This is a genomic window from Humibacter sp. (genome assembly GCF_035547335.1).
GTDB lineage: Bacteria > Actinomycetota > Actinomycetes > Actinomycetales > Microbacteriaceae > Humibacter.
This window is the reverse complement of the sequence record NZ_DASZVF010000047.1, coordinates 1-20,147: the sequence shown is the minus strand read 5'-3', so window position 1 is coordinate 20,147 and position 20,147 is coordinate 1. Positions and strand designations below refer to the sequence as shown.

Sequence of the window (20,147 nt, the reverse complement as noted above, 5' to 3'; positions counted from 1 at the left end):
CGTGCTGGCTGCCTGCTGCCGTCCGCCGACGTGCTGTCTGCCTGGTGCCTGCCTGCCTGCCTACCGCCGGCCTGCTGCCCGCCGGTGCCTACTTCGAGCTGCTGGAGGATCCGGAGCCCGACGACATCGCCTGCTGTGCCGCGAGCGCGTCGGCGAGGTCCTTCTGCAGCCGAGCATCCTGCACGCCGTATGTCGTCCAGTCGCCCGCCTTCAGAGCAGCGTCGCGGTCGGCCAGAGCCTGCTTGGCGTCGGTCAGCGCGTTCTGCAGCTTCTGCTCCTCGGTGCTGTTCGCCGAGGAGTTGCCGCCGGTTCCGGTCTGGCCCGATCCGCCGGTCTGGCCCGAGCCGCCCGTCGTCCCCTGAGTGGGTTCGCTCGTCGAGCCCGTTCCAGTGTCTCCGGCCGTCGCCCCCGAGTCGCCGCCGAACAGCACGTCGAGTGCACCGTCGAGCGTGTCCTCGAATGCGATCTTGTCGCCGAACGACACCAGCACCTTCTGCAGCAGGGGGTAGCTCGTCGATCCGCTGGACTGGATGTACACCGGCTCCACGTAGAGCAGACCGCCTCCCACCGGAAGCGTGAGCAGGTTGCCGTTGATCACCTTCGTCGAGCCCTGTCTCAGCAGGTTGAGTGCTGCGGACACGCTCGGGTCGGAGTCGAAGTTGTTCTGCACCTGGCCCGGCCCGGGAACGGTGTCCTGCGACGGCAGGCGCAGCAGTCTCAGGGTTCCGTAGTCGGAGGATTTCGTTCCTGACTTGTCGCCGGCGTTGGAATCGACGGCGAGGTACCCCTTGAGGATGCTCCGGTTCGACGCACTCGTGGATTGCGGGATGTACGTCGAGTAGAGCGAGAACTGCGGCGACTTCTGCCCCGGCATCTGCATCGTGAGGTAATACGGCGGCTGCAGCGACGTGGCATCCGAGCTCGACGGGTCGTCGGGCACCTGCCAGGCATCCGTGCGCGAGAAGAACGAGCCGGGGTCGGTCACGTGGTACTGCGCCAGGATCTCGCGCTGCACCTTGAACAGGTCGGCCGGGTACCGCACGTGACTCATCAAAGCGCCGCTCATGTCGCTGACCGGCTTCACGGTACTCGGAAACACCTTCTCCCAGGTCTTCAGCACCGGGTCGGATGCGTCCCAGGCGTACAGGGTCACCTTGCCGGTGTAGGCATCGACGGTGGCCTTGACGGAGTTGCGGATGTAGTTGATGTCGTCCATGCCGAAGCCGGCCGCCGTGGTGCGCTGCGAGTCGGCCGTCGCGTCGCCATACGACACCTCCTGCGAGTACGGATACTGGTCGCTCGTCGTGTAGCCGTCGATGATCCACACGATGTGCCCGTTCACGACCGATGGGTACGGGTCGCTGTCGAGCGTGAGGTACGGAGCTGCCTGCTGCACGCGCGAGATGGGGTTGCGGTTGTACAGGATCTGCGAGTCGTCGTTGACGGCATCCGACAGCACGATCTGCTCGTCCTGGAACTTGATCGCGTAGGCGAGCCTGGTGAAGAGGTTGTCGAGCTTGGGACCGCCGTTGCCCGAGTACGTGGTGTACGTGGCCTGGTTTCCGCCCGAGCCCGCCGGGTAGTCCAGCTCGACCGGCTTGGCGCCCTTCGGCGCGCCGACGATGGAATACCTCGGCGAGTCCTCGCCGAAGTACACGCGCGGCTGATACTTGCCCAGGGCACCGGCGGTCGGGATGCCCGACTCGAAGAAGTCCGGCTGCCCGTCTGCCTGCCGCTTGTTGCCGTACGCCGCGACCAGACCGTAGCCGTGCGTGTACACGAACGTCTCGTTGTACTTGCCTGAGTCGCCGAGGCCCGACTGGTGCAGCTCGCGCACCGCCACCACGCTGTCCTGCTCCTTGCCGTCGATGGTGTAGCGGTCGACGTCGAGGTGGGAGTTGAACCCGTAGTACTGCCTGAACTGCTGCAGCTGGGCAAACGCGTCGGAGACGACGGAGGGGTCGAGGATGCGGATGCTCGCCGTCGTGTCTGCGTCTTTGCGCAGCGCGCCCTGCTTGGCATCCGTCTTGGCGTCGTACGTGCTCACCTTCACGTTGTCGACGCCGAACGCCTGCTGTGTGGACTTGATCGAGCGCGCGATGTATGTGGACTCGATGGTCTTCTCGCTCGGTGCGACGATGAGCTTCTGCACGCCCCACGGGTAGATGGCGCCGACGATGATGGCCGACACGATGAGCAGCGCCGTGCCCACCAGGGGGTAGCGCCACCGGCCGATGAACGCCGTGAGCACGAACAGAAGCGCGACCAGTACGGCGATGCCGGCAAGGATGGCGCGCCCAGGGATGGTGGCATTGACGTCGGTGTAGGCGGCACCGGTGACGCGTCCCCCGACAGAGGAGTCGGTGACGGAGGCATACCGGTCAAGCCAGATGCTGATGGCCTGAAGGAGCAGGTAGACGGCGGCGAGCACGGCGATCTGCACGCGTGCCGCCCGCGCGATGCGCACCTCTCGGCCGTTGACGCGAATCGATCCGTAGAGATAGCTCGTGGCGAACGTGGCCAGCAGCGCGATGATCACCACGGCGGACATGAACGCGAGCACGCTGCGATAGAACGGCAACGCGAACATGTAGAACGAGACGTCCAGATGGAACTGCGGGTCGGTCTTGCCCGCAGGCACGCCGTTCAGCCAGAGCGCCGCGGTCTGCCATCTGCTCGCCGAAGCGGCACCGGCGAACAGGCCGAAGACGATCGGGATGCCGTAGGTCGCCACCCTGCGCAGCGGTTCGACGACCTGCTGGTAGCGCCCGACGCCGGAGTCGAGCTTCGCGTAGACCGGACGCAGTCGATAGGCGAGGAAGAGGCACAGCCACAGCGGCACCGCCATGGCGAAGAAGCCGAGCAGGAACATGACGCCGCCCGCGAACCACTGCGTGGTGAGCACCTCGAGGTAGCCGGCCTGCTGGAACCACAGCACGTCGGTGTACAGGCTCGCGAAGATGAAGAAGGCGATCACCAGAACGGCGACGATGCCGAGCGTGATCCAGACCGCCGCTCGGCGGCGTCGACCGGGGCGGTGCACTGCTGCGGATGTCACGGAAGGTCCTCTTCGGGGGCGCGCGGACCTCGCGATCCGCTGTCGGGCGTCAGGGTGCGCCTGCCGGACACGCCCTGGATCCCCATCCTAGGGTCGGGGTGCCCTGCGCCGGTTCGGGGTCGCCTGGGAGTGGGCTGGACGTGCGGTAGGAGTATGGCGAACCGAGCGGTCTACGTGCGGGCTACGAAGCCGGGCACGTGGGGAGGTGAGCCGTGCTGGATCGGGTGCGCACGGCATCCAGGACGCGAACGGACTCGGCCAGTTTCGTCACGGCGAACACGTGCAGTCCGGACGGGATGTGTCCCGTCACCTCGTCGCAGTTCGACTTGGGTGCGAGGAACACCGTCGCCCCTGCCGCCCGCGCCGCGTACATCTTCTGCCGGATGCCGCCGATGGCGCCGATGTCGCCCTCGTTGTCGATCGTGCCGGTTCCCGCCACGCGAGCACCACCGTTGAGCGACTCGGGCGTGAGCTTGTCCATGATCCCCAGCGCGAACATCTGACCGGCGCTCGGCCCGCCGACGTTGTCCAACTGGATCTTCACCTCGAACGGGAAGCGATAGTCCATCTGCGCGCCGATCCCGATCACGACCGCTCCCGACGTCTCCTCCGGCGACACGCTCACCGTCTTCTTCGCACCGTCGCGCTCGATCTCGAGGGACGCCGGCTTTCCCGCGCCGTTCTTCTTCAGCTCGTCGCGCAGCGACTGGACGCTCTTCACCTCGACGCCGTTCACAGTGAGGATCTCGTCGCCGACCTGGAGGATGCCCTTGGCTGGGCCCTGCGCGATCTGCTTCACCACGACGCGCTGCGTGAAGTGATAGCCGAGCTGATTGAGCGCCGCCGCGACCGCGTCCTTCTGCGAGTCGGTCATCAGCTGCGCGTTCTCGGCGTTCTGCTCCTGCACGTCCTGCCCCGGCGGATATGCGACGCTCACCGGGATCACCGCCTTCGACGGCGAGAACCAGGCCTGGATCACCTCACCCCAGTTGGGCAGCTGGTCGGGGTTGCCGATCTCGGAGACGGTGAGCAGGTCGAGCGAGCCCTTGGTGGGGTACGTCTTGTGACCGCTCACGACGATGAGCGGCTTCTTCTCGTCGGCATTGGTCGCGCGCTCCCCGACGGGATGGTTGTACCCGAGCGTGTTGAACACCGGTCCCGGCGCCTCGATCACGTACGGCGCAGGCGACAGCACCATCACGAGGAGCAGCACGAACGCGACGACGATGAGCGCGGCGCCGATGCGGCGGGACCGGGGAACGGGAGACGTCTCCGCCGAGCGGTCACCGGCATCCGGATCGGGGCCCGACCCGTCGCTACGTGCCGCCTCGCCATCGAGCGGCAAGCCCTCCGAGTGCACGTCGTCGGAGAAAAGGCTCAATCGAGGGCTCCTGTTCGCGACAGGCGGACGGCGGACCAGCCCAGCGTAGGCGATTTCCCACCTTCGGCTGCTGTGCGCCGGACTAGCGTTGAATCAGAGCACGCGATCGAACGGGAAGAGGCATCGCATGTCCGATGACGACCGGAACGACCCCGACGACGAACTGCGCGACATGCTTCGGCAGTTCCTCTCGGGAAACGCGTCGTTCGACCCCAGTCAGCTGGCGGGAGCGGCAGGGCTGCCGGGCGACGCCGCCAGCATCCAGGCGCTGATGAGCCAGTTGCAGAGCGCCCTGCGTTCGCCTTCGAACGGCATCGACTGGAACGTGGCGCTCGAGCAGGGCACGAGCATCGCCTCGAAGGACGCCGTCGAGGCGACACCCGCCGAACGTGCCTCGCTCGACCAGGCGTTCGCCGTCGCCGCGCTCTGGCTCGATGAGGTGACGAGCATCTCCGAGCTGACGACGACACCGACGCTGCTCAGCAGGCGGCAGTGGGTGAAGGACACCATGCCGGTGTGGAGCCAGCTGGCCGAGCCGGTCGCCACGAGCATCTCGGATGCGCTCACGTCAGTCATGCAGGAGCAGGCGCCAGAGGAGATGCGCGGCATGCTGCAGAACGCAGGGCACATCGTGCGCGCCGTCGGAGGAACGCTGTTCGCCGTGCAGCTCGGGCAGGTCGTCGGCCAGCTCTCCGGCGAGGTGGTCTCCGGCGGCGATGTCGGCATCCCCCTGCTGAAAGACGGGACGGCCGCGCTCCTCCCGCAGAACGTCGCGGCGTTCGGAGACGGCCTGGACATCCCCACCGATCAGGTCGCGATCTACCTGGCCGTGCGCGAGTTGGCGCACTCGCGACTGTTCCGGCATGCGAAGTGGCTGCGGCTGCAGCTCATCACGGCGATCACCGAATTCGCCAAGGGTGTCACCATCGACACCGACCGTCTCGAGGAGCTCGCGGAGAGCTTCGACCCCTCGAATCCCGAGGAGCTGCGGCAGGCGATGGTGAGCGGCGCCCTGATCCCGCCGAAGAGCGAGGCGCAGCAGGCAGCGCTCAGCCGGCTGGAGACCATGCTCGCCCTCATCGAAGGCTGGGTCGACGTGGTGACTGCACGGGCGACGACGCGGCTGCCGAAATCGGATGCCGTCGCCGAGACGGTGCGCCGACGTCGCGCGGCCGGAGGTCCCGCCGAGTCGGCGTTCGCGACCCTGGTCGGCCTGGAGCTGAGACCACGACGCCTTCGTGAGGCCGCTGCCATGTGGACGCAGGTGACGGATGCCGTCGGCGACGACGAACGCGATCGCCTGTGGTCGCATCCCGACCTCCTGCCCACCTCCGACGACATCGACGACCCGAGTTCGCTCGTGGCGAGGCTGACGGCATCCGCGTCGGGGGCCCAACCCGAGTACGACGAGCTCGACGAGGCGATCGCCGCGATGCTCAGCGGTGAGGACATCGAGGGCGACGGCGCCGAAGGCGCCACGGGTGAGCACGGCGCCGAAGGCAGCACGGGTGAGCACGGCCCCGATACGGGCGACGACGAGGGCCGCCCGGGCGGCACGGACGAGGGGAACTCCGGACCCGCCCCGGTCTGATCGGCGGGAGGAGCCCTCGCCCGCATGGGCTGTGGAGAACGCCGCCGCGCGCACCCCGTCGTGAGCATGATGGCCGGTATGGTTCATCGACTCGATCCGGCCGTGCCCCTGGTCTGGCGCGATCCGCACACGCTGCAGCTCGGCGTGGATCGCGTGGTGTGCGTCTTTCCCGATGTGTCGCCGGAGACGGAGCGGATGCTCGCGGCGCTGCGCACGGGCGTTCCACGGTCGGCACTCGAGATCGAGGTGGCAAGGGAACACCGTGCGGATGCCGCCGCGCAGGTGTCTGCACTCCTCGCGTCCGTCGCCGGAGCGCTGGAGCCTGCGGCGACGTCGCCCAGCCCCGCGCCGGTGATCGCCGTCGACGGCGCGGGCCCGACGGCCGAGCGTGTGCTGCGGTTGCTTAGAGGAGCCGGACTGCGGGCTGTCTCATCGAGCTCGGCCGACGGAACGCCGGACGCCGTCGCCGCGGCCGTCATCGTCGCCTCGTACGTCGTGCCGCCGTGGCGACACGGCACGTGGCTGCGCCGGGACATCCCGCATCTGCCGATCGTCTTCGGCGACGACGGCGTGCAGCTCGGGCCGTTCGTGGACTCGCCCTACGCGCAGCCTGTGCTCGCGGACGCGGGCTCGGCCGACCGGGATCCCTGCCTGCGATGCCTCTCCTTGGAGCGCAGAGACACCGATCCCGCATGGCCGGCCATAGCGGTGCAGCTCGACACGCATCCGCCCGCTCCTGAGCCCGCACTCCTCTCCGCTCATGTGGCCGCGCTCGCCGCGCGGTGGGTGGATGCCAGAGTGCGCGAAGGCGATCGCTCTCACGCGGCGACGAGCATCCGGCTGCACGCGGACGGGAGCGTCACCGAGCAGCGGCACGCCGCGCATCCTCTGTGCGGATGCCGAGCTCTGCCAGAAAACGTGACGGCTCTCGTGGGCCGGCAGCGTTCTCAGCCCAGCTCAGCGCGAGCCGACGTCTCGCTCGCGTGATGCCCACGTAGAGCAGGCGACGCTCCTCTTCGACGGCCTCCGGCGTGCGGGCATATCCGATCGGCATCAGGCCGTCGCCGAGGCCGACGATGTGCACGTCGTCCCATTCCAGGCCCTTCGCGGTGTGCAGGGTGCAGAGCGTGACGGCCGCGATGGTGGGTTCGTGCTGCGCGGCCTGCCTGGCGAGCAGATCGTCGGTGAACTCGCGGAACGTCGTGCCTGACGGGGCGTCGTCGACCAGCCCCATGATTGCGTTGAGCGCTTCCCAGCGGTCCCGTACGCTGCCCGCCGCCTGGGGCGCCTCCAGCGTCCAGCCGAGCGAGCGCAGCACGTCGCTCACCGATTGGAAGAGCGGTTCGTCCGTCACGGTGAGCGATGCCGCGCGTAGCGTCATGACCGCCTGCCGAACCTCAGGGAGGTCGAAGAACCGCTTGCCTCCGCGCATCTGATAGGCCACTCCCGCATCGTTCAGCGCGGCCTCCAGCGGTGCGGCCTGGGCGTTCACCCGGTAGAGAACGGCGAGGTCGTGCGGCCTCGCGCCCTGCTCGATCCGCGCCTTCAGGTCGGCGGCGACGGCGGCGGCTTCCTCCGCGTCGGTGGCATACCCGGTGACGGTCGGATCGTCCTCCGTCTCCCGTCGTGCTGTCGGACCGGTCGCGGCCGGCATAGTCGTGGTCGGCGCCGTCGTGTGCAGCGTGAGCGCGCCCGGCCGCCCGCGCATGAGGCGGTTCGCGGTCTCGACGATGGGTTCAGCCGACCGGTAGTTCTGCTCGAGGCGCACCTGTGTCGCATCCGGGTATCGACGTGCGAACTCGAGCAGGAACGAACTGGATGCGCCGGCGAACGAGTAGATGGTCTGGCTGGCGTCGCCCACGACGCACAGGTCGGTCCGGTCGCCCAGCCACAGCTCGAGCAGCCGATGCTGCAGCGGCGAGACGTCCTGGTACTCGTCGACCACGAAGAACCGGTACTGCTCTCGCACGTGCATGGCCACGGACGGCTCGGTCTCGATCATGCCTGCGCAGGCGAGCAGCACGTCCTCGAAGTCCAGCTGCCTGCGCTCGTCCTTGAGCGCCTCGTACGCCCTTTGCAGGTCGACGGCCTGTTCGGGCCGCAGCGATCCGGGCGCAGCACGCCGCGACGACTCTTCGGTGCCGCCGGCGAGCATCCGCGCATAGTCGTCGATGCCGAGCTCACTGACCTTGCGCCACTCGATGTCCGCGGCCACATCGCGGAGCGTTGCCGTGTCCACCCGCAGCCGGATGCGCTCGGCCGCCTGCGCCAGCAGCCGCGCCTTGCCGTCGAGCACGCGCGGCAGCCCGCCGCCGACCACGATCGGCCAGAAGTAGTTGAGCTGGCTCAGCGCTGCGGCGTGAAAGGTGCGCGCCGCCACACCGCTCGCGCCGAGCACGCGCAGACGAGTGCGCAATTCCGACGCGGCACGGCTGGTGAAGGTGAGCGCCATGACCCGGTTGGGGGCGTAGACGCCGGTCGCGACACCGTAGGCGATGCGGTGGGTGATGGCTCTCGTCTTGCCCGTTCCCGCACCCGCCAGCACGCAGACGGGCCCGAGCAGTGCCTCGGCCGCTACCCGCTGCGCCGCATCGAGACCGTCGAGCAGCTCCTGCGCGGAGTGCGTCACGCCGCGTCCGATCTCCCGCTGTCGGGGTCTGTTCCGACCGCCGCCTCCTCCCGTGCCGAGGCATGAACGGGCGGCTGATCGAGAGGACCGCCGTACCAGTCGCGGACGATCGCGTGCGCGATGGACGAACCGCCGGGAAGCAGGATGTCGTCGCGCTCGCGCCAGATCTCCTCGCGACTGAACCAGCGAAGGGCGAGGATCTCCTCGCCGTCCGGACGCAGCTGCGTGTGCCCGGGCACCGCTCGCGCCTCCATGCCGATCATCACAGATGCCGGGAACGGCCAGGGCTGCGAGCCGAGGTACTGAGGGTCGGCGACGACCACCCCCGACTCCTCTTCCACCTCGCGCAGCACCGCGGCCTCGAACGACTCCCCCGCTTCGACGAATCCGGCGAGCAGCGACCAGCGGTTGTTCTCCCACATCGCATTGGACCCGAGAAGAATGCGGTCGTCCTCGTCGAGCACGCGCATGATGACCGCCGGATCCGTACGCGGGAAGATCTCGTTGTTGTCCACGTAGCAGTGACGCATCCAGCCCGCATGCTCGACCACGGTGGGAGTACCGCAGCGCGGGCAGTGCGTGTGGGATGCATGCCAGTTGGCGATGGCGAGGGCTTCGGCCGCGAGGCCGCCGTCCCGATCGCTGAGCCGTGTGGCGAGATCGCGCAGGCCACGCCACGCGGACTCGTCCGGCTCGAGCTCGCGGGCCGCGGCATCCGTCAGCACGGAGAGGATCACGGCCGTCCCGGCCGGCTCCTGCGGCGTGGCGTCGATGGTCCGGCCGAGGTAGACACGGGTGAGGGCGGACGTGATCTCGTCGGTGCTGAACAAGCGAAGGCGCGCGGCGTCAGGCGCCTGGTCTGGGGATGACGCGTCGTCGGCGCTGGTCTCGGAGAGCAGCCTGCCGTTCCACAGCGGCAGGATCCTCGTAGACTCATCGGCCAGGAGGTCGTCGAACACGCTCTCGCGCGTGCGGCTCACCCCGTCGCGGTCCACGGCGGACCTGGACAGCGGCAGAAGACCGAGCGGTCGGGGCATGGGGCGCACTCCTTCACGGCGGTGGGGAGGATCCGGCCCTGCGACGCCTCGCCGTGCTCGTGCTGCCTGCTTGGCGAGCTCGTGTTGCCTCGGCCTTACCGACCGGCCCCGCAACCGGATGCCGTTCGAGCCCGCCGGGAACGCGTGGCGCACGGCCTTGGCGCCGGGCGGCAGCCTAACCTTGACGGTATGGCCAGATCCCACCTCACTCTAGCCGCGCTGGCCACGTCGGCCGTGCCCGACCTCGACATCGCCGGCACCCGCAGCTACAGCTACGACCTGCACGGTGACTTCGAGTCAGCGCTGCTCACGAGCCGCGACGGCACCGAGCTGATCATCCGCGTTCCCGCTTCGCAGGATGCCGAGACCGAGCAGAGCGCCGACCTCGTCGCCCTGCGGTCGCTCACACCGGGGGTGCGTTCCCGGCTGCCGTTCGACGTGCCCGAGTATGTCGGTCAGACACCGATCGGCGGAACCAGAGCCGTCGTCTACACCTTCCTGCCCGGCGACAAGGTGGCGCTCGAGAACGTGCAGCCCGGAGATGGCCTTGCCGCCTCGATCGGCAGGGCCATCGCAGCGGTGCACTCGCTGCCCACCTCGTTCGTGACGGATGCCGGACTCCCCACGCTGTCAGCGGCCGAGTGCCTTGCGGCCACGAAGGCGCTCATCGCGTCGGCGACCGGAACCGGCCTCGTGCCCGCCGCGTTGTCGAAGCGGTGGAAGGAGGCCGTGGACGACGAGGAGCTGTGGCGGTTCCAGCCCACGGTCATCAACGGCGCGCTCACCATCGACTCGTTCATCGTGCGCGAGGAGTCGGTGGTCGGAGTGATCGGCTGGTCGGCGCTGCGCGTCGGCGACCCGGCCCGCGACCTGCACTGGGTGCTGGGCATGAACGCGGACGCCGCGGAGAGCGCCATCGAGGCGTATTCGCTCGGCCGCGGTGCGGCATCCGACCGCAATCTCCTGTTCCGGGCCACGCTGTACGCCGAGCTCGAGCTGGCGCGCTGGCTGATGCACGGGATTCAGCTGCACGATCAGCTCATCGTCGACGACGCCGTCGCCATGCTCGACAGCCTCGTCGAGCGAGTGCATGACGACGACGTCGATCCGCTCGCTCCGCACACCGGACCCATCATGGCGATCACCGAGGTCGAGGCGCTGCTGGATGCGACGCCGCTCGATCGCGAACACCGCGACGCCTCTCGGGGCCTGCCGCCGGTCGCCGAGGATCGTCCGCCGTCGGACGATGAGTTCGACCGCGACGACGACTGACACCGTGGCGCGGGCGACCCGCGCCACGCCAACACGGTAGGGCGACGCGCGGGCAGCAGCCGAAGCCGAGCGGCCGGCGCCGGCCCGGTGGCGCTCACGCAGCGGCGAATCCGCTGCCTGCCGCTGCCGTGCTCGCGCGCCATAGCCGCAACAGCTCGTGCTCGTCCAGCAGCTGAATCGGCCGGATGACGAGGTCGTCGGCGACGTAGTAGAACGCCGCATCGACGAGTCGTGGATCGATGTCACGCCACCTCGAGAAGGCGAGCCGGTAGAGCGCGAGCTGCAACTGCTTGCTGTTCAGGTCGTCGTCGTCCTTCGGCGGTCTACCGGTCTTCCAGTCGACGATCTCGTAGCGTCCGTCGTGCTCGTATACGGCGTCGATCTTGCAGATCACGAGGTGTCCGTCGAACGGCAGATGGATCTCCCGTTCGACCTCGATCGGTTGCCTGCCCGCCCACGGCGAACGCTCGAAGTTGCGTTGCAGCGACGCAAGCCGCTCACGCTCGACGAGCTCGGCGGACGACGCCGGCCGGGCCGATCCGCCATCGAGGGCACCATCGGCATCGTCGATGGGCATGTCGTCGTCGAGCTCTGCCGGGAACGCGTCGATCAACTCGGTTCCGCCGGCAAGGCCCGCTCTTCGCTCGACCCAGGAGTGGAACAGCGTGCCGAGCCGGGTCGCCCGGTACGGCCGCTCCGGCATGGGGCGCTTCAGTTCCTCGGCGACCTCGGCCGGCGCGTCGACGTAGTCCTTGAAGCGGGAAGCGGGAACCCGGGTCGGCACAACGACCTCTGCGGATGCCTGCAACAGCTGCTCGCGCTCGCGCAGGAGCAGCTCAACCTCGTGAGCCCACCGTCCCTGATGACCAGCATCCGAGCTCCTGACCAGTTCGGCCGCGCGCTCGACGGCTTCCCGTCGCCCGCCGAGCGGGTCGAGCGGCCACGTGATGGGCTCGGCCGCCTCGCCGAGCGGATTCTCCTCGTACTGGGACTCTTCCGGCAACGGCCGGATGATGCCGGCGTCCGCCAGTTCGGTCAGGTATCGGCTGGGCCGCCTCGGCTGCTTCTGCGTCGCCCAGAACGACCCGGTTATGAGCAGGCCGTGCCTGGCGCGCGTCACGGCGACATAGGCGAGCCTGCGCTCCTCGCGCTCGTAGTGCGCCGCGACCTCCTGCCGGAAGTCGTCGCGCGCCGCCTTGACCTCCTTGCGTGTGGTCGCACCTCGCCATGCGAAGGAGGGCAGCTCGTCGGCGTCGCCGCGGAACTCCCAGGGAAGACGGCCGAAGCCGAGCCATGCGCTGAACCCTTCGTTCGGCCGCGACGGCAGCTCGTCCTCGACGAGACGAGGGACGACGACGTGGTCCCACTCCAGCCCCTTGGAGCCGTGCACGGTGAGGATCTGCACGCAGCCCGGCTCCGGTTTCTCGGACCTCGGGGCGAGGGAATCGCGCTGTTCCGCCTCGCGCAGCCAGCCGAGGAACCCGGACAGACCGGCGGTCTCGCTGACGGACAGGTAGTCACCGAGCGCGCCGAAGAAGGCATCCATGGCCGCGCGTCCGCCGGTGCGGGACTCATTGGCCGCCAGTTCGATGTCGAGCCCGAGCTCATGCTCGACGAGGGTGACGAAGTCGAGCAGGTCGAGGCCGCTGCGTGCGCGAAGCCGGGCGAACAGCCGGCCTGCGTCGCGCATCCGCGTGCGTCCGGTCTCCGAGATGCCTTCGAGCATGCGATGGCCGTCCGGCGCATGAACGATGGCGTCCAGCGCGTCCACGATGGATGCCTGTTCGCTGTCGATGACGCTCGCACGCATCGCCGCCCGCACCTCGTCATCCAGCCGCTGCTGTCTGTAGTCGTGTTCGGCCAGCCACGTCGCCGCGTCGCGGAGGCCGCGCAGGTCGCGTACGCCGATGCGCCAGCGAGCTCCCGCGAGCAGCCGCACCAGCTCCGAACCCGCCGTGGGGTCGTCGACGACGCGCAACGCGCACACGAGGTCCGCGATCTCGGGTTCGGCCAGCAGTCCCCCGACGCCGAGCACGTGGTACTTCACCCCATGTTCGCGAAGTGCCGCGGTGAAGGCGGCCTGCGTGGCCCGGGAGCGGAAGAGCATCGCTGCGCTGGGCACCGCTCGCCGGCCCGACTCGTCGGTCACGGCTCGCCCTTCGGCGTCGGTCACCGGCTCGGCAAGGCGGTCTCGAAGCCAGAGTGCCGCGGTATCCGCCTCCTCGTCGACTGTCTCGGCGAACACGGCCTCGATCTCGCGCTCGCTCGCCGCCGGTGCCGGCGTCAGCCTGTCGACGGCGACTCTCGACCGCGAGGTGAGCGGCTCCACCAGCCGGTTGGCGGCATCCAGGATGCGCCTCCCGTTGCGCCAGCTGATGCTGAGCCCGTACCTGCGCACCCCAGCTCCGTCTCCGAACGCCGCCGCGAACTGGTCGAGGTTCGATGCGCTCGCGCCCCGCCACCCGTAGATCGACTGATGAGGATCGCCGACGGCCATCACGGGGCGCCCGGCGAACAACGCGGAGAGCAGCCTGGTCTGCGCGACGGAGGTGTCCTGGTATTCGTCGAGAAGAACCACGGCATGCCGGTGCCGGATGCCGTCGGCGACCTCCGGCGACCGCTGCATGATCTGGAGCGCGAACGCCACCTGATCGGAGTACTCGACGAGACCTCTGCGCAGCTTCTCCACGTCGAAAGCGCGCGCGAGGTCGAGGAGCACCGGGAGCTGGCCGACCGCGCGAGCCGGTTCGACGACGTCCTTCACGTATCCGCCGCTCCCGCCGTTCGGGAGTTCTTCGAGACGGGCGAACTCCCGCGACATGGCCGCAACGGCCGCGGCATCGGCCGTGTTCTCCGCCAGCGCATGCGCCAGTTGCAGCACGGCGCGCGTCACCTGGTCGACCGATTGGTCCAGGTCGTGCAGTCGCGGGTCGTCGCTGGCGATGACGACGCTTCGCGCGAGCTGCCATGCGGATGCCTCGCCGAGCACCGCTCCGTCGCTTTCGCGCCCGAGAAGCAGAGCGTTGTCGCGGTAGATGGTGTTCGCGAACGAGTTGTAGGTGGAGACGACGGGCGGATCGAACTCGTCGGGGCGGTCGATGAGCCCGGCATCGGCCAGCCGGGCGATGCGATCCCTCATCCGGTCGCGCAACTCCCCCGCCGCCTTGCGCGTGAACGTGAGCCCCAGCACGCCGCCAGGCTCCACGAGACCGTTGGCCAGCAGCCACAGCACGCGGAAGGCCATGGTCTCGGTCTTGCCGCTGCCTGCTCCGGCGACGACGAGCGCGGGCGCAACCGGTGACTCGATGACGGCACGCTGCTGCGGCGTGGGCCGGTACGTGCCGAGGGCATCCGCTATCGCATCCGCCGACACCGGAACAGCCGGTGCAGGCGTCGGGGCGCTTCCGTCAGTCACTGCACACCGCCTTCACCCGGTGCAGGCGGCGCACGGCGAAGCCCGACCGATGTTCGTCCACCTCTGCCACGCCCTCGAACTCGGCGGCGGTTATGGCCTGCGCCGCTTGGCGGATGCGTTCCTTGAAGCGCTCGAGCCCCTCTTCGTCGAGTGCGGCCTGCACGCCTTCCCGATACGACTTGCCGCGCACGCCATCTCGCACGAACAGCAACTTGGCTCCTGCCGAGGTGTGCGGTGCGAAGGCGTCGCACAGTTCGTCGAGCTGTCCTGAGGCATAGGCCAGCTGGTAGATGCCGAGTTGCGGCATCTCCGCGAGCTTGGCGTCGTTCGTCTCCGGCTTTCCGGTCTTGAGGTCGACGATCGTGATGCCTCCCGAACGGTCGGCCTCGACTCTGTCGATCTTGCCGCGCACCTGCACGCGTCCCACGTCGAGGTGGAAGCCGGTCTCCGCCGCCACCAGCCGTGCTCCGGCACGCTCCGAGTCGGTCAGGTACTCGGCGACGCCCTGCACGAGCCGGCGCACGGCTCTCTTCTCTCGCGCGGCGATCCACGGCGCTTCGAACACGAGCTCGCTCCAGCGAGACTCGACCGCCGCGAACAGTGCATCGACTGCAGGGTCGTCCGCCGTCTCCATCGCCCAGTGCACGATGGTGCCGATGCCCATCGACGTACTCGTGCTCGAACCCGCGATGTCGTCGAGGAACCAGTCGAGCGGCGACTCCTCGATGGCCTCGATGCGGGAGGGCGAGATGGGTACCGTCTCCTCGTCGTCGAACAGCGCGGCTCGCGTCGAGGGTTCGAACAGCCCGTGCCACAGAGATGGATCCGCACCGGGAACGCCCGCCTCAGCGAGCGCGACGAGCGCCGACGCCGCCTCCCGCCGCGCCGCCGGGGCAGTGTCGTCTCTGGTGAGCTCACGACGCAGCCGTCCGGTGAGGCCGCGGAGTGTGAGCGCGGGCGCTGCGGCATCCACGCTCGGCGTGCCGACGGGTGCCAGGCCGAAGAGCACGCTCGGCGTCTCGTCTTCGTCGGATGCCGCCGCCAGCACCACCTGCCTGCTCGCCCGCGAGACGGCGACGGCGAACATGCGCAGCTCGTCGGCCGCCACCTGCTTGCGCGCATCGAGCACGGCATCCGGTTCCCCCGCCGCGGCACGGATGAGCGCCTCGGTGTTGAGCAGCGTGCCCCGCACACGCAGGTCCGGCCAGACGCCTTCCTGGAGACCCGCGACCACGACGACGTCGAACTCCTGACCGACGACGCCGGACGGCGTGGCGATCAGAACCGACTCGGCCGCGCTGCTCGGCGAGAGCGTGTCCTCGGGCACGTCGGCGTCGAGAACCCTGGCGAGGAAGACGGACGGCGGCGAATCGGGCTCGCGTTCCCCGAAGCGCTTCGCCGCCGTGAAGAGCGCCACCACTCCGTCGAGATTGCGGTTCGCCTCGGATGCCGCGACGCCCGTTCCCGACGCCGCCTGCCGCCACTGCGCACCGCGACCCGTCCGCTCCCAGACGACCCAGAGCAGCTCCTCGATGCCCGCACCCCCGGCGGATGCCGTGCGCACGGCATCCAGCGTTCTCGCCAGCCGATCCGCCTGCCTGGCGATCCGATGGTCGATCGTGGCGAGTCGGCCGGGAGCCGCGATGGCTTCCACGAGCAGCGCGTCCGCACCGCGCGTGCCTCCTGCGGCCACCTCCTCGGTGCGCAGCGCCACCCGGAGCCGGCGGACGGCGAGGCGGTCGAGTCCCCCGAACGGACCGAGCAGCATTGCCGTGACCGCATCGACGTCGAGGGCAGCCCGGCCCACTCCGTGGTCGACGATGTCGAGCAGCGCCCGCGCCGCCGGGTCGTCGCGCAGAGCAGACGCGGCAGTCGTGGTGCGCACGGGCACCTCGGCGACGGCGAGCGCCCGAGCCACCCGATCGATGAGCGCCCCTGAGCGGACGACGACCGCGAGTCGCGACCAGGCGACGCCGTCGATGAGATGGCGTTCCCGCAGGAGCCGCGCGACCGACGCCCACTCTCTCGCGGGCGTCGGCGCTTCGATCGTAAGAAGGGGTATCAGCTCCTCTGTCTCGGACCGGGCAGGCATGGCTCCCCGATGGCCGACGACTCCCGCCGTTCCCACCCGCTCGGTCACCTTGCGCGTCAGTTCGCGAAGCGCGGACGGCTGGCGGTGTGCCACACGCAGCAGTCGCGTCGTCATCCCCGCGCCGAAGCGGGCGACGGCATCGGCCGAGCCGCCGCGGAAGACGCTGGTGGAGGCATCCGGATCGCCGAACGCCACCACGGCGACACCTCGTGCGCGCAACGCTTCGATCAACCCGAGGCCGAGCTCGGTGGCCTCCTGCAGGTCGTCGACGGCGACGAGACGAAGCCGCGCAACGGCGTCGCTGACCTCCCCACGGTCGAGTGCCGCGACGGCGAACCGCGCAAGCTCCGCCGAGTCGAGCTGATCGGGGCGGGCGGAGGCGATGGATGCCTGGTAGTCGTCGATGAAGTCCGCAGCGGCGACCCACTCCGGGTGTCCGAGCTCGTGTCCGAGGCTGCGCATGACGGCGGGTGTCACCCTGTGCTCGGTGGCCCTGGCCATGAGTTCACGCAGCTCGGTGCGGAAGGACCGCAGACCGCGCACCGCTTCGCCGAGGTGCTCCGGCCATTCCGGCCCTGAGCCGTCTTCGATGTGTCCGGAGAGAAGGGCAGCGACATCGGCATCCTGCTCCGCTCCGGTGAGCAGGGTGGGCGGCTCGGCTCCGGCTCGAATGGCCGCCTGGCTGACGATGTCGAACGCGAGCGACGAGACGGTGCGTGCGAGCGGACCGTTCACGGCTTCGCCGATACGCAGCCCCAGCCGATCGCGCAGTCGCGTGGCGCTCGCTCTGTCGAACGTGAGCGCCAACACCGATTCCGGCGCGAAACTGCACCGGTGCACGCGATCCGCGAGAAGCTCGACGAGCGTCGTCGTCTTGCCGGTGCCGGGTGCTCCCACGACGAGCGCCGAGGTCTGCGGCTCCATCGTGAGCACCGCGCGCTGCGACGCGTCCAGCTCGCCCGCGTTCTCGATGAGGAGCGTCTTCTCATGCAGCACGCTCTCACGTTAGGGCCCGCCACCGACACCGCCGGCACGCCACTCGCGCGCTTGCGGAAGGGCATTCTGCCGACAGTGAACTGTCCAGAGCGCGGCGTGCGGCTACCGTAATGTGACTGACACCAACAGGCACCACAACGGAAGGCACCCCGTGGAAATTCGCATCGGCATCGTCAACGCCCCCCGTGAGCTGAGCTTCGAGTCCAACCAGTCCGCGGCCGAGGTCGAGGCCGCCGTCAGCGAGGCGCTCGCCAACGCAGCGGCCACGCTCGAGCTGCGCGACGAGCACGGCAGTCTGTTCATCGTGCCGACCGCGGGCATCGCCTACGTGCAGATCGGCAGCGAGGAATCGCGTCGCGTCGGCTTCGTCGCGTAATCTGACGGACGCGCAGGCACGCCGGCTCTACCAGCACAGCGCGAGTCGGCTCGGCTTCCACACCCCACACGAAGGTCACGGCAATGGAGCTTCTGTTCATCACCTTGGGCGGCGCGGTCATCGGCCTGCTCGCCAGGTACACGCTTCCGTACCGTCACGCGCACGGCAGCGTCCTCATCCCCGCCGTCGGCGCTGGTGTGGCGGCCGCGCTCTGGGTGGCGCTGACCTGGCTCGGCCTCAAGTGGAACGGCGGCTGGATCTGGTGGATCACGCTCGTCGGCACGGCGGTCGTCACGGTCGGCGTCGACCTCGCCTTCGGCGCGCTGCGCAGCCGAGCCGACGACCGGCGGCTGCACCGCCTGACCCGAACGGGCCTGCCGTCCACCGGGGCGTGACGTGGCAGAGCGTGCGGCGACGGGGTCCGGCGATCCGGAGGCCCGCCCTGGCACGCTGCTCGAGTGCGACGGCGTCCCGAATCTGAGGGACGTCGGCGGATGCCAGACCTCCGACGGGCGTCGCACCCGCACGGGTCTGCTGTATCGCTCGACGGCTCTGGGTCGCGCGAGTGAGGCGCATCTATCCCGCTTGCGCGAGCGTGGCATCCGTACGGTGTTCGATCTGCGGACGGCGGCAGAGCGCGAAGCCGCCCCTGACCGGGATCTGGATGGCGCGACAACAGCGAACCTGGATGTGATGGCGGACGCGCCGGGAGCGCCGCCGGCGCGGATCACACGGCTCACCTCGCAGCCGCAGAAGGCGAGCAGGCTGCTCGCCCGTACCGACATCGACGCGACGTTCGACACGGCGTACCGGGGGCTCGTCCCTCTGCCGAGCGCCCGCACGGCTTATCATGGGCTCTTCCTTGCTCTCGCGGGCGCCGACGCGCTTCCGGCGCTTTACCACTGCACGACCGGCAAGGACCGTACCGGGTGGGCGACTGCGGCGCTGCTCCTCCTGCTCGGGGTGTCCGAGTCCGACGTCGTCGACGACTATCTGCTGAGCAACGGCTACCTGCTCGCGGGACTGCAGCCGGTGCTCGACGGATTCGCTGCGGGCGGCGGCGACCCGGAGCTGCTCAAACCGGTGCTCGGGGTCAAAGCCCGATACCTGCAGACGGCACTGGCCGAAGCGCGTGAGCGGTACGGCACCATTGAGCGCTATTTCACCGACGGTCTCGGTCTGGATGCTGCAGTGCAGCAGCGCCTGCGCGACACGTTCGTGGACTGAGGGTCGCCGGCCGATCGTGCATGCAGCGCGGGTCCGGCATGACGGAGTTGACCTCGCGCACTCTTCGTCCACTTCGCGCACTCTTCGTCGACCTCGCGCACTCTTCGTTGTCGCCAGCCCTGAGCTTTGTGTTTTGCCGCACAATTGCCGATTCGCCGTACGGAGATCGCGATTTCCTTACGGCGAATCGTCAAAAGTCCGGCGTGCCGTGACGTGGTCGCTGGCGGCGTGCGGCCCGCAGCCGACGTTCAGCGGGCGAACGGATGCCGTCAGGCGGTCAGTCCCAGCGCATCCATGCGTCTCGTGTGCGCTCCGATGATCTCGGTGAACACGGGATCGATGCGCTCCTCGTCCGAGCGGGCGTTGCCGGAGAGCTTCAGTGCCGATCTGGCGACCAGCAGGGTGTCGCCCACCAGCCTCCTCCCCCACATGGCCAGTCGCGAGCCGAGGGTGGCATCCTGCTGGATCTCCAGCGACAGGATGGCCGCGATCTGCTGGGTGCTGCTCTGCACGCCCAGCAGACCTACTGCACGCGGACCGACGTCACCCGAGATGCCCTGCGCCAATCGCATGAAGAAGTCGCTGAGCAGGCCGTCGGTCACGTAGACGGCAAGCAGGGTCTCCTGCCAGTCGCGGCCGACGGTGATCGCCTGGAATCCGTCGATCGCGCGCGCGAAGGGAGCCATCACCTCTGACGGCTCGGCGTCGTGTCTGCGGATCTCGGCGAGCACGGCCTGATGCTTGCTGAGCGCGGCACCCGCCGCCAGCGCGATCGTCTCCTTGCTCGCCAGAGACGGGACCTGCTGCACGACACCCGAAAGCGTCTCGAAGACCTGCAGCTGAAGGTAGGCGACCTGGCCGAGATAGGGCAGCACATCGGGAGCTATGTCGTGCAGATCCACGCGGGTCCCCACGGCCTGCTCACGTCGCGGCTTGAGCTTCGGCGCGTCGACCGGCGCCGACCTGCGCGCGAACCACCGTGTCACGAGACCACAGTCTATGGGCGATTGTGGCGAGAGCCGCGGGAGCTTGCTCACGCGGCCGAGCCGATTGAGCCCATGAGCGGCAACGCC

Annotated in this window: 12 protein-coding genes; 5 read left to right on the top strand and 7 right to left on the bottom strand. The window is 69.2% G+C overall.

Annotation, left to right across the window (positions count from 1 at the left end; genetic code table 11):
* Positions 1 to 88: 88 nt before the first annotated feature.
* Entirely contained in the window at positions 89 to 3,058 is a 2,970-nt protein-coding gene (locus VHB92_RS10210; RefSeq protein WP_325453644.1) for a UPF0182 family protein, read from the bottom strand.
* Between the two features lie 181 nt (positions 3,059 to 3,239).
* A complete protein-coding gene (locus VHB92_RS10205) occupies positions 3,240 to 4,439 on the bottom strand; it encodes a YlbL family protein (RefSeq protein ID WP_325453643.1) in 1,200 nt (399 codons plus the stop codon).
* A gap of 127 nt (positions 4,440 to 4,566) precedes the next feature.
* On the opposite strand from VHB92_RS10205, the gene VHB92_RS10200 reads away from it, so the two are divergent.
* Positions 4,567 to 6,030 carry a zinc-dependent metalloprotease gene (locus VHB92_RS10200; protein ID WP_325453642.1) on the top strand — a complete coding sequence of 488 codons (1,464 nt, stop codon included), beginning with the start codon at positions 4,567 to 4,569 and terminating at the stop codon, positions 6,028 to 6,030.
* Between the two features lie 859 nt (positions 6,031 to 6,889).
* Here the strand turns inward: VHB92_RS10200 and VHB92_RS10195 are convergent.
* Both VHB92_RS10195 and nudC read right to left on the bottom strand, forming a co-directional pair.
* Positions 6,890 to 8,659: an ATP-dependent helicase gene (locus VHB92_RS10195; protein ID WP_325453641.1), complete on the bottom strand. Its 1,770-nt coding sequence runs from the start codon at positions 8,657 to 8,659 to the stop codon at positions 6,890 to 6,892.
* Entirely contained in the window at positions 8,656 to 9,696 is a 1,041-nt protein-coding gene (gene nudC / locus VHB92_RS10190) for an NAD(+) diphosphatase (RefSeq protein WP_325453640.1), read from the bottom strand. Before nudC ends, VHB92_RS10195 begins: the two co-directional genes overlap by 4 nt.
* Positions 9,697 to 9,885: 189 nt before the next feature.
* On the opposite strand from nudC, the gene VHB92_RS10185 reads away from it, so the two are divergent.
* Positions 9,886 to 10,968: a phosphotransferase gene (locus tag VHB92_RS10185; protein WP_325453639.1), complete on the top strand. Its 1,083-nt coding sequence runs from the start codon at positions 9,886 to 9,888 to the stop codon at positions 10,966 to 10,968.
* Positions 10,969 to 11,062: 94 nt separating this feature from the next.
* On the opposite strand, the gene VHB92_RS10180 is transcribed toward VHB92_RS10185, so the two are convergent.
* Together VHB92_RS10180 and VHB92_RS10175 are read right to left on the bottom strand one after the other, a co-directional pair.
* Entirely contained in the window at positions 11,063 to 14,383 is a 3,321-nt protein-coding gene (locus VHB92_RS10180) for a UvrD-helicase domain-containing protein (RefSeq protein ID WP_414653097.1), read from the bottom strand.
* Positions 14,376 to 17,471: an ATP-dependent DNA helicase gene (locus VHB92_RS10175; RefSeq protein WP_325453638.1), complete on the bottom strand. Its 3,096-nt coding sequence runs from the start codon at positions 17,469 to 17,471 to the stop codon at positions 14,376 to 14,378. The genes VHB92_RS10180 and VHB92_RS10175 overlap by 8 nt, the downstream gene beginning before the upstream one ends.
* Positions 17,472 to 17,622: 151 nt before the next feature.
* On the opposite strand from VHB92_RS10175, the gene VHB92_RS10170 reads away from it, so the two are divergent.
* From VHB92_RS10170 to VHB92_RS10160, 3 genes are all read left to right on the top strand, one after another.
* Positions 17,623 to 17,847, top strand: coding sequence for a DUF3107 domain-containing protein (locus VHB92_RS10170; RefSeq protein WP_325453637.1), 225 nt, complete (start codon positions 17,623 to 17,625; stop codon positions 17,845 to 17,847).
* Positions 17,848 to 17,930: 83 nt separating this feature from the next.
* Complete coding sequence (locus VHB92_RS10165; RefSeq protein ID WP_325453636.1) at positions 17,931 to 18,242, top strand: hypothetical protein; 312 nt, start codon at positions 17,931 to 17,933, stop codon at positions 18,240 to 18,242.
* 1 nt (position 18,243) lies between these two features.
* On the top strand, positions 18,244 to 19,074 hold the full coding sequence (locus tag VHB92_RS10160) for a tyrosine-protein phosphatase (RefSeq protein ID WP_325453635.1): 831 nt from the start codon (positions 18,244 to 18,246) through the stop codon (positions 19,072 to 19,074).
* Positions 19,075 to 19,343: 269 nt separating this feature from the next.
* Here VHB92_RS10160 and VHB92_RS10155 read toward each other — a convergent pair whose 3' ends face one another.
* The gene (locus VHB92_RS10155) at positions 19,344 to 20,060 is read right to left on the bottom strand and encodes a ferritin-like fold-containing protein (protein ID WP_325453634.1); all 717 of its coding nucleotides are present in this window, start codon (positions 20,058 to 20,060) and stop codon (positions 19,344 to 19,346) included.
* Positions 20,061 to 20,147 lie beyond the last annotated feature (87 nt).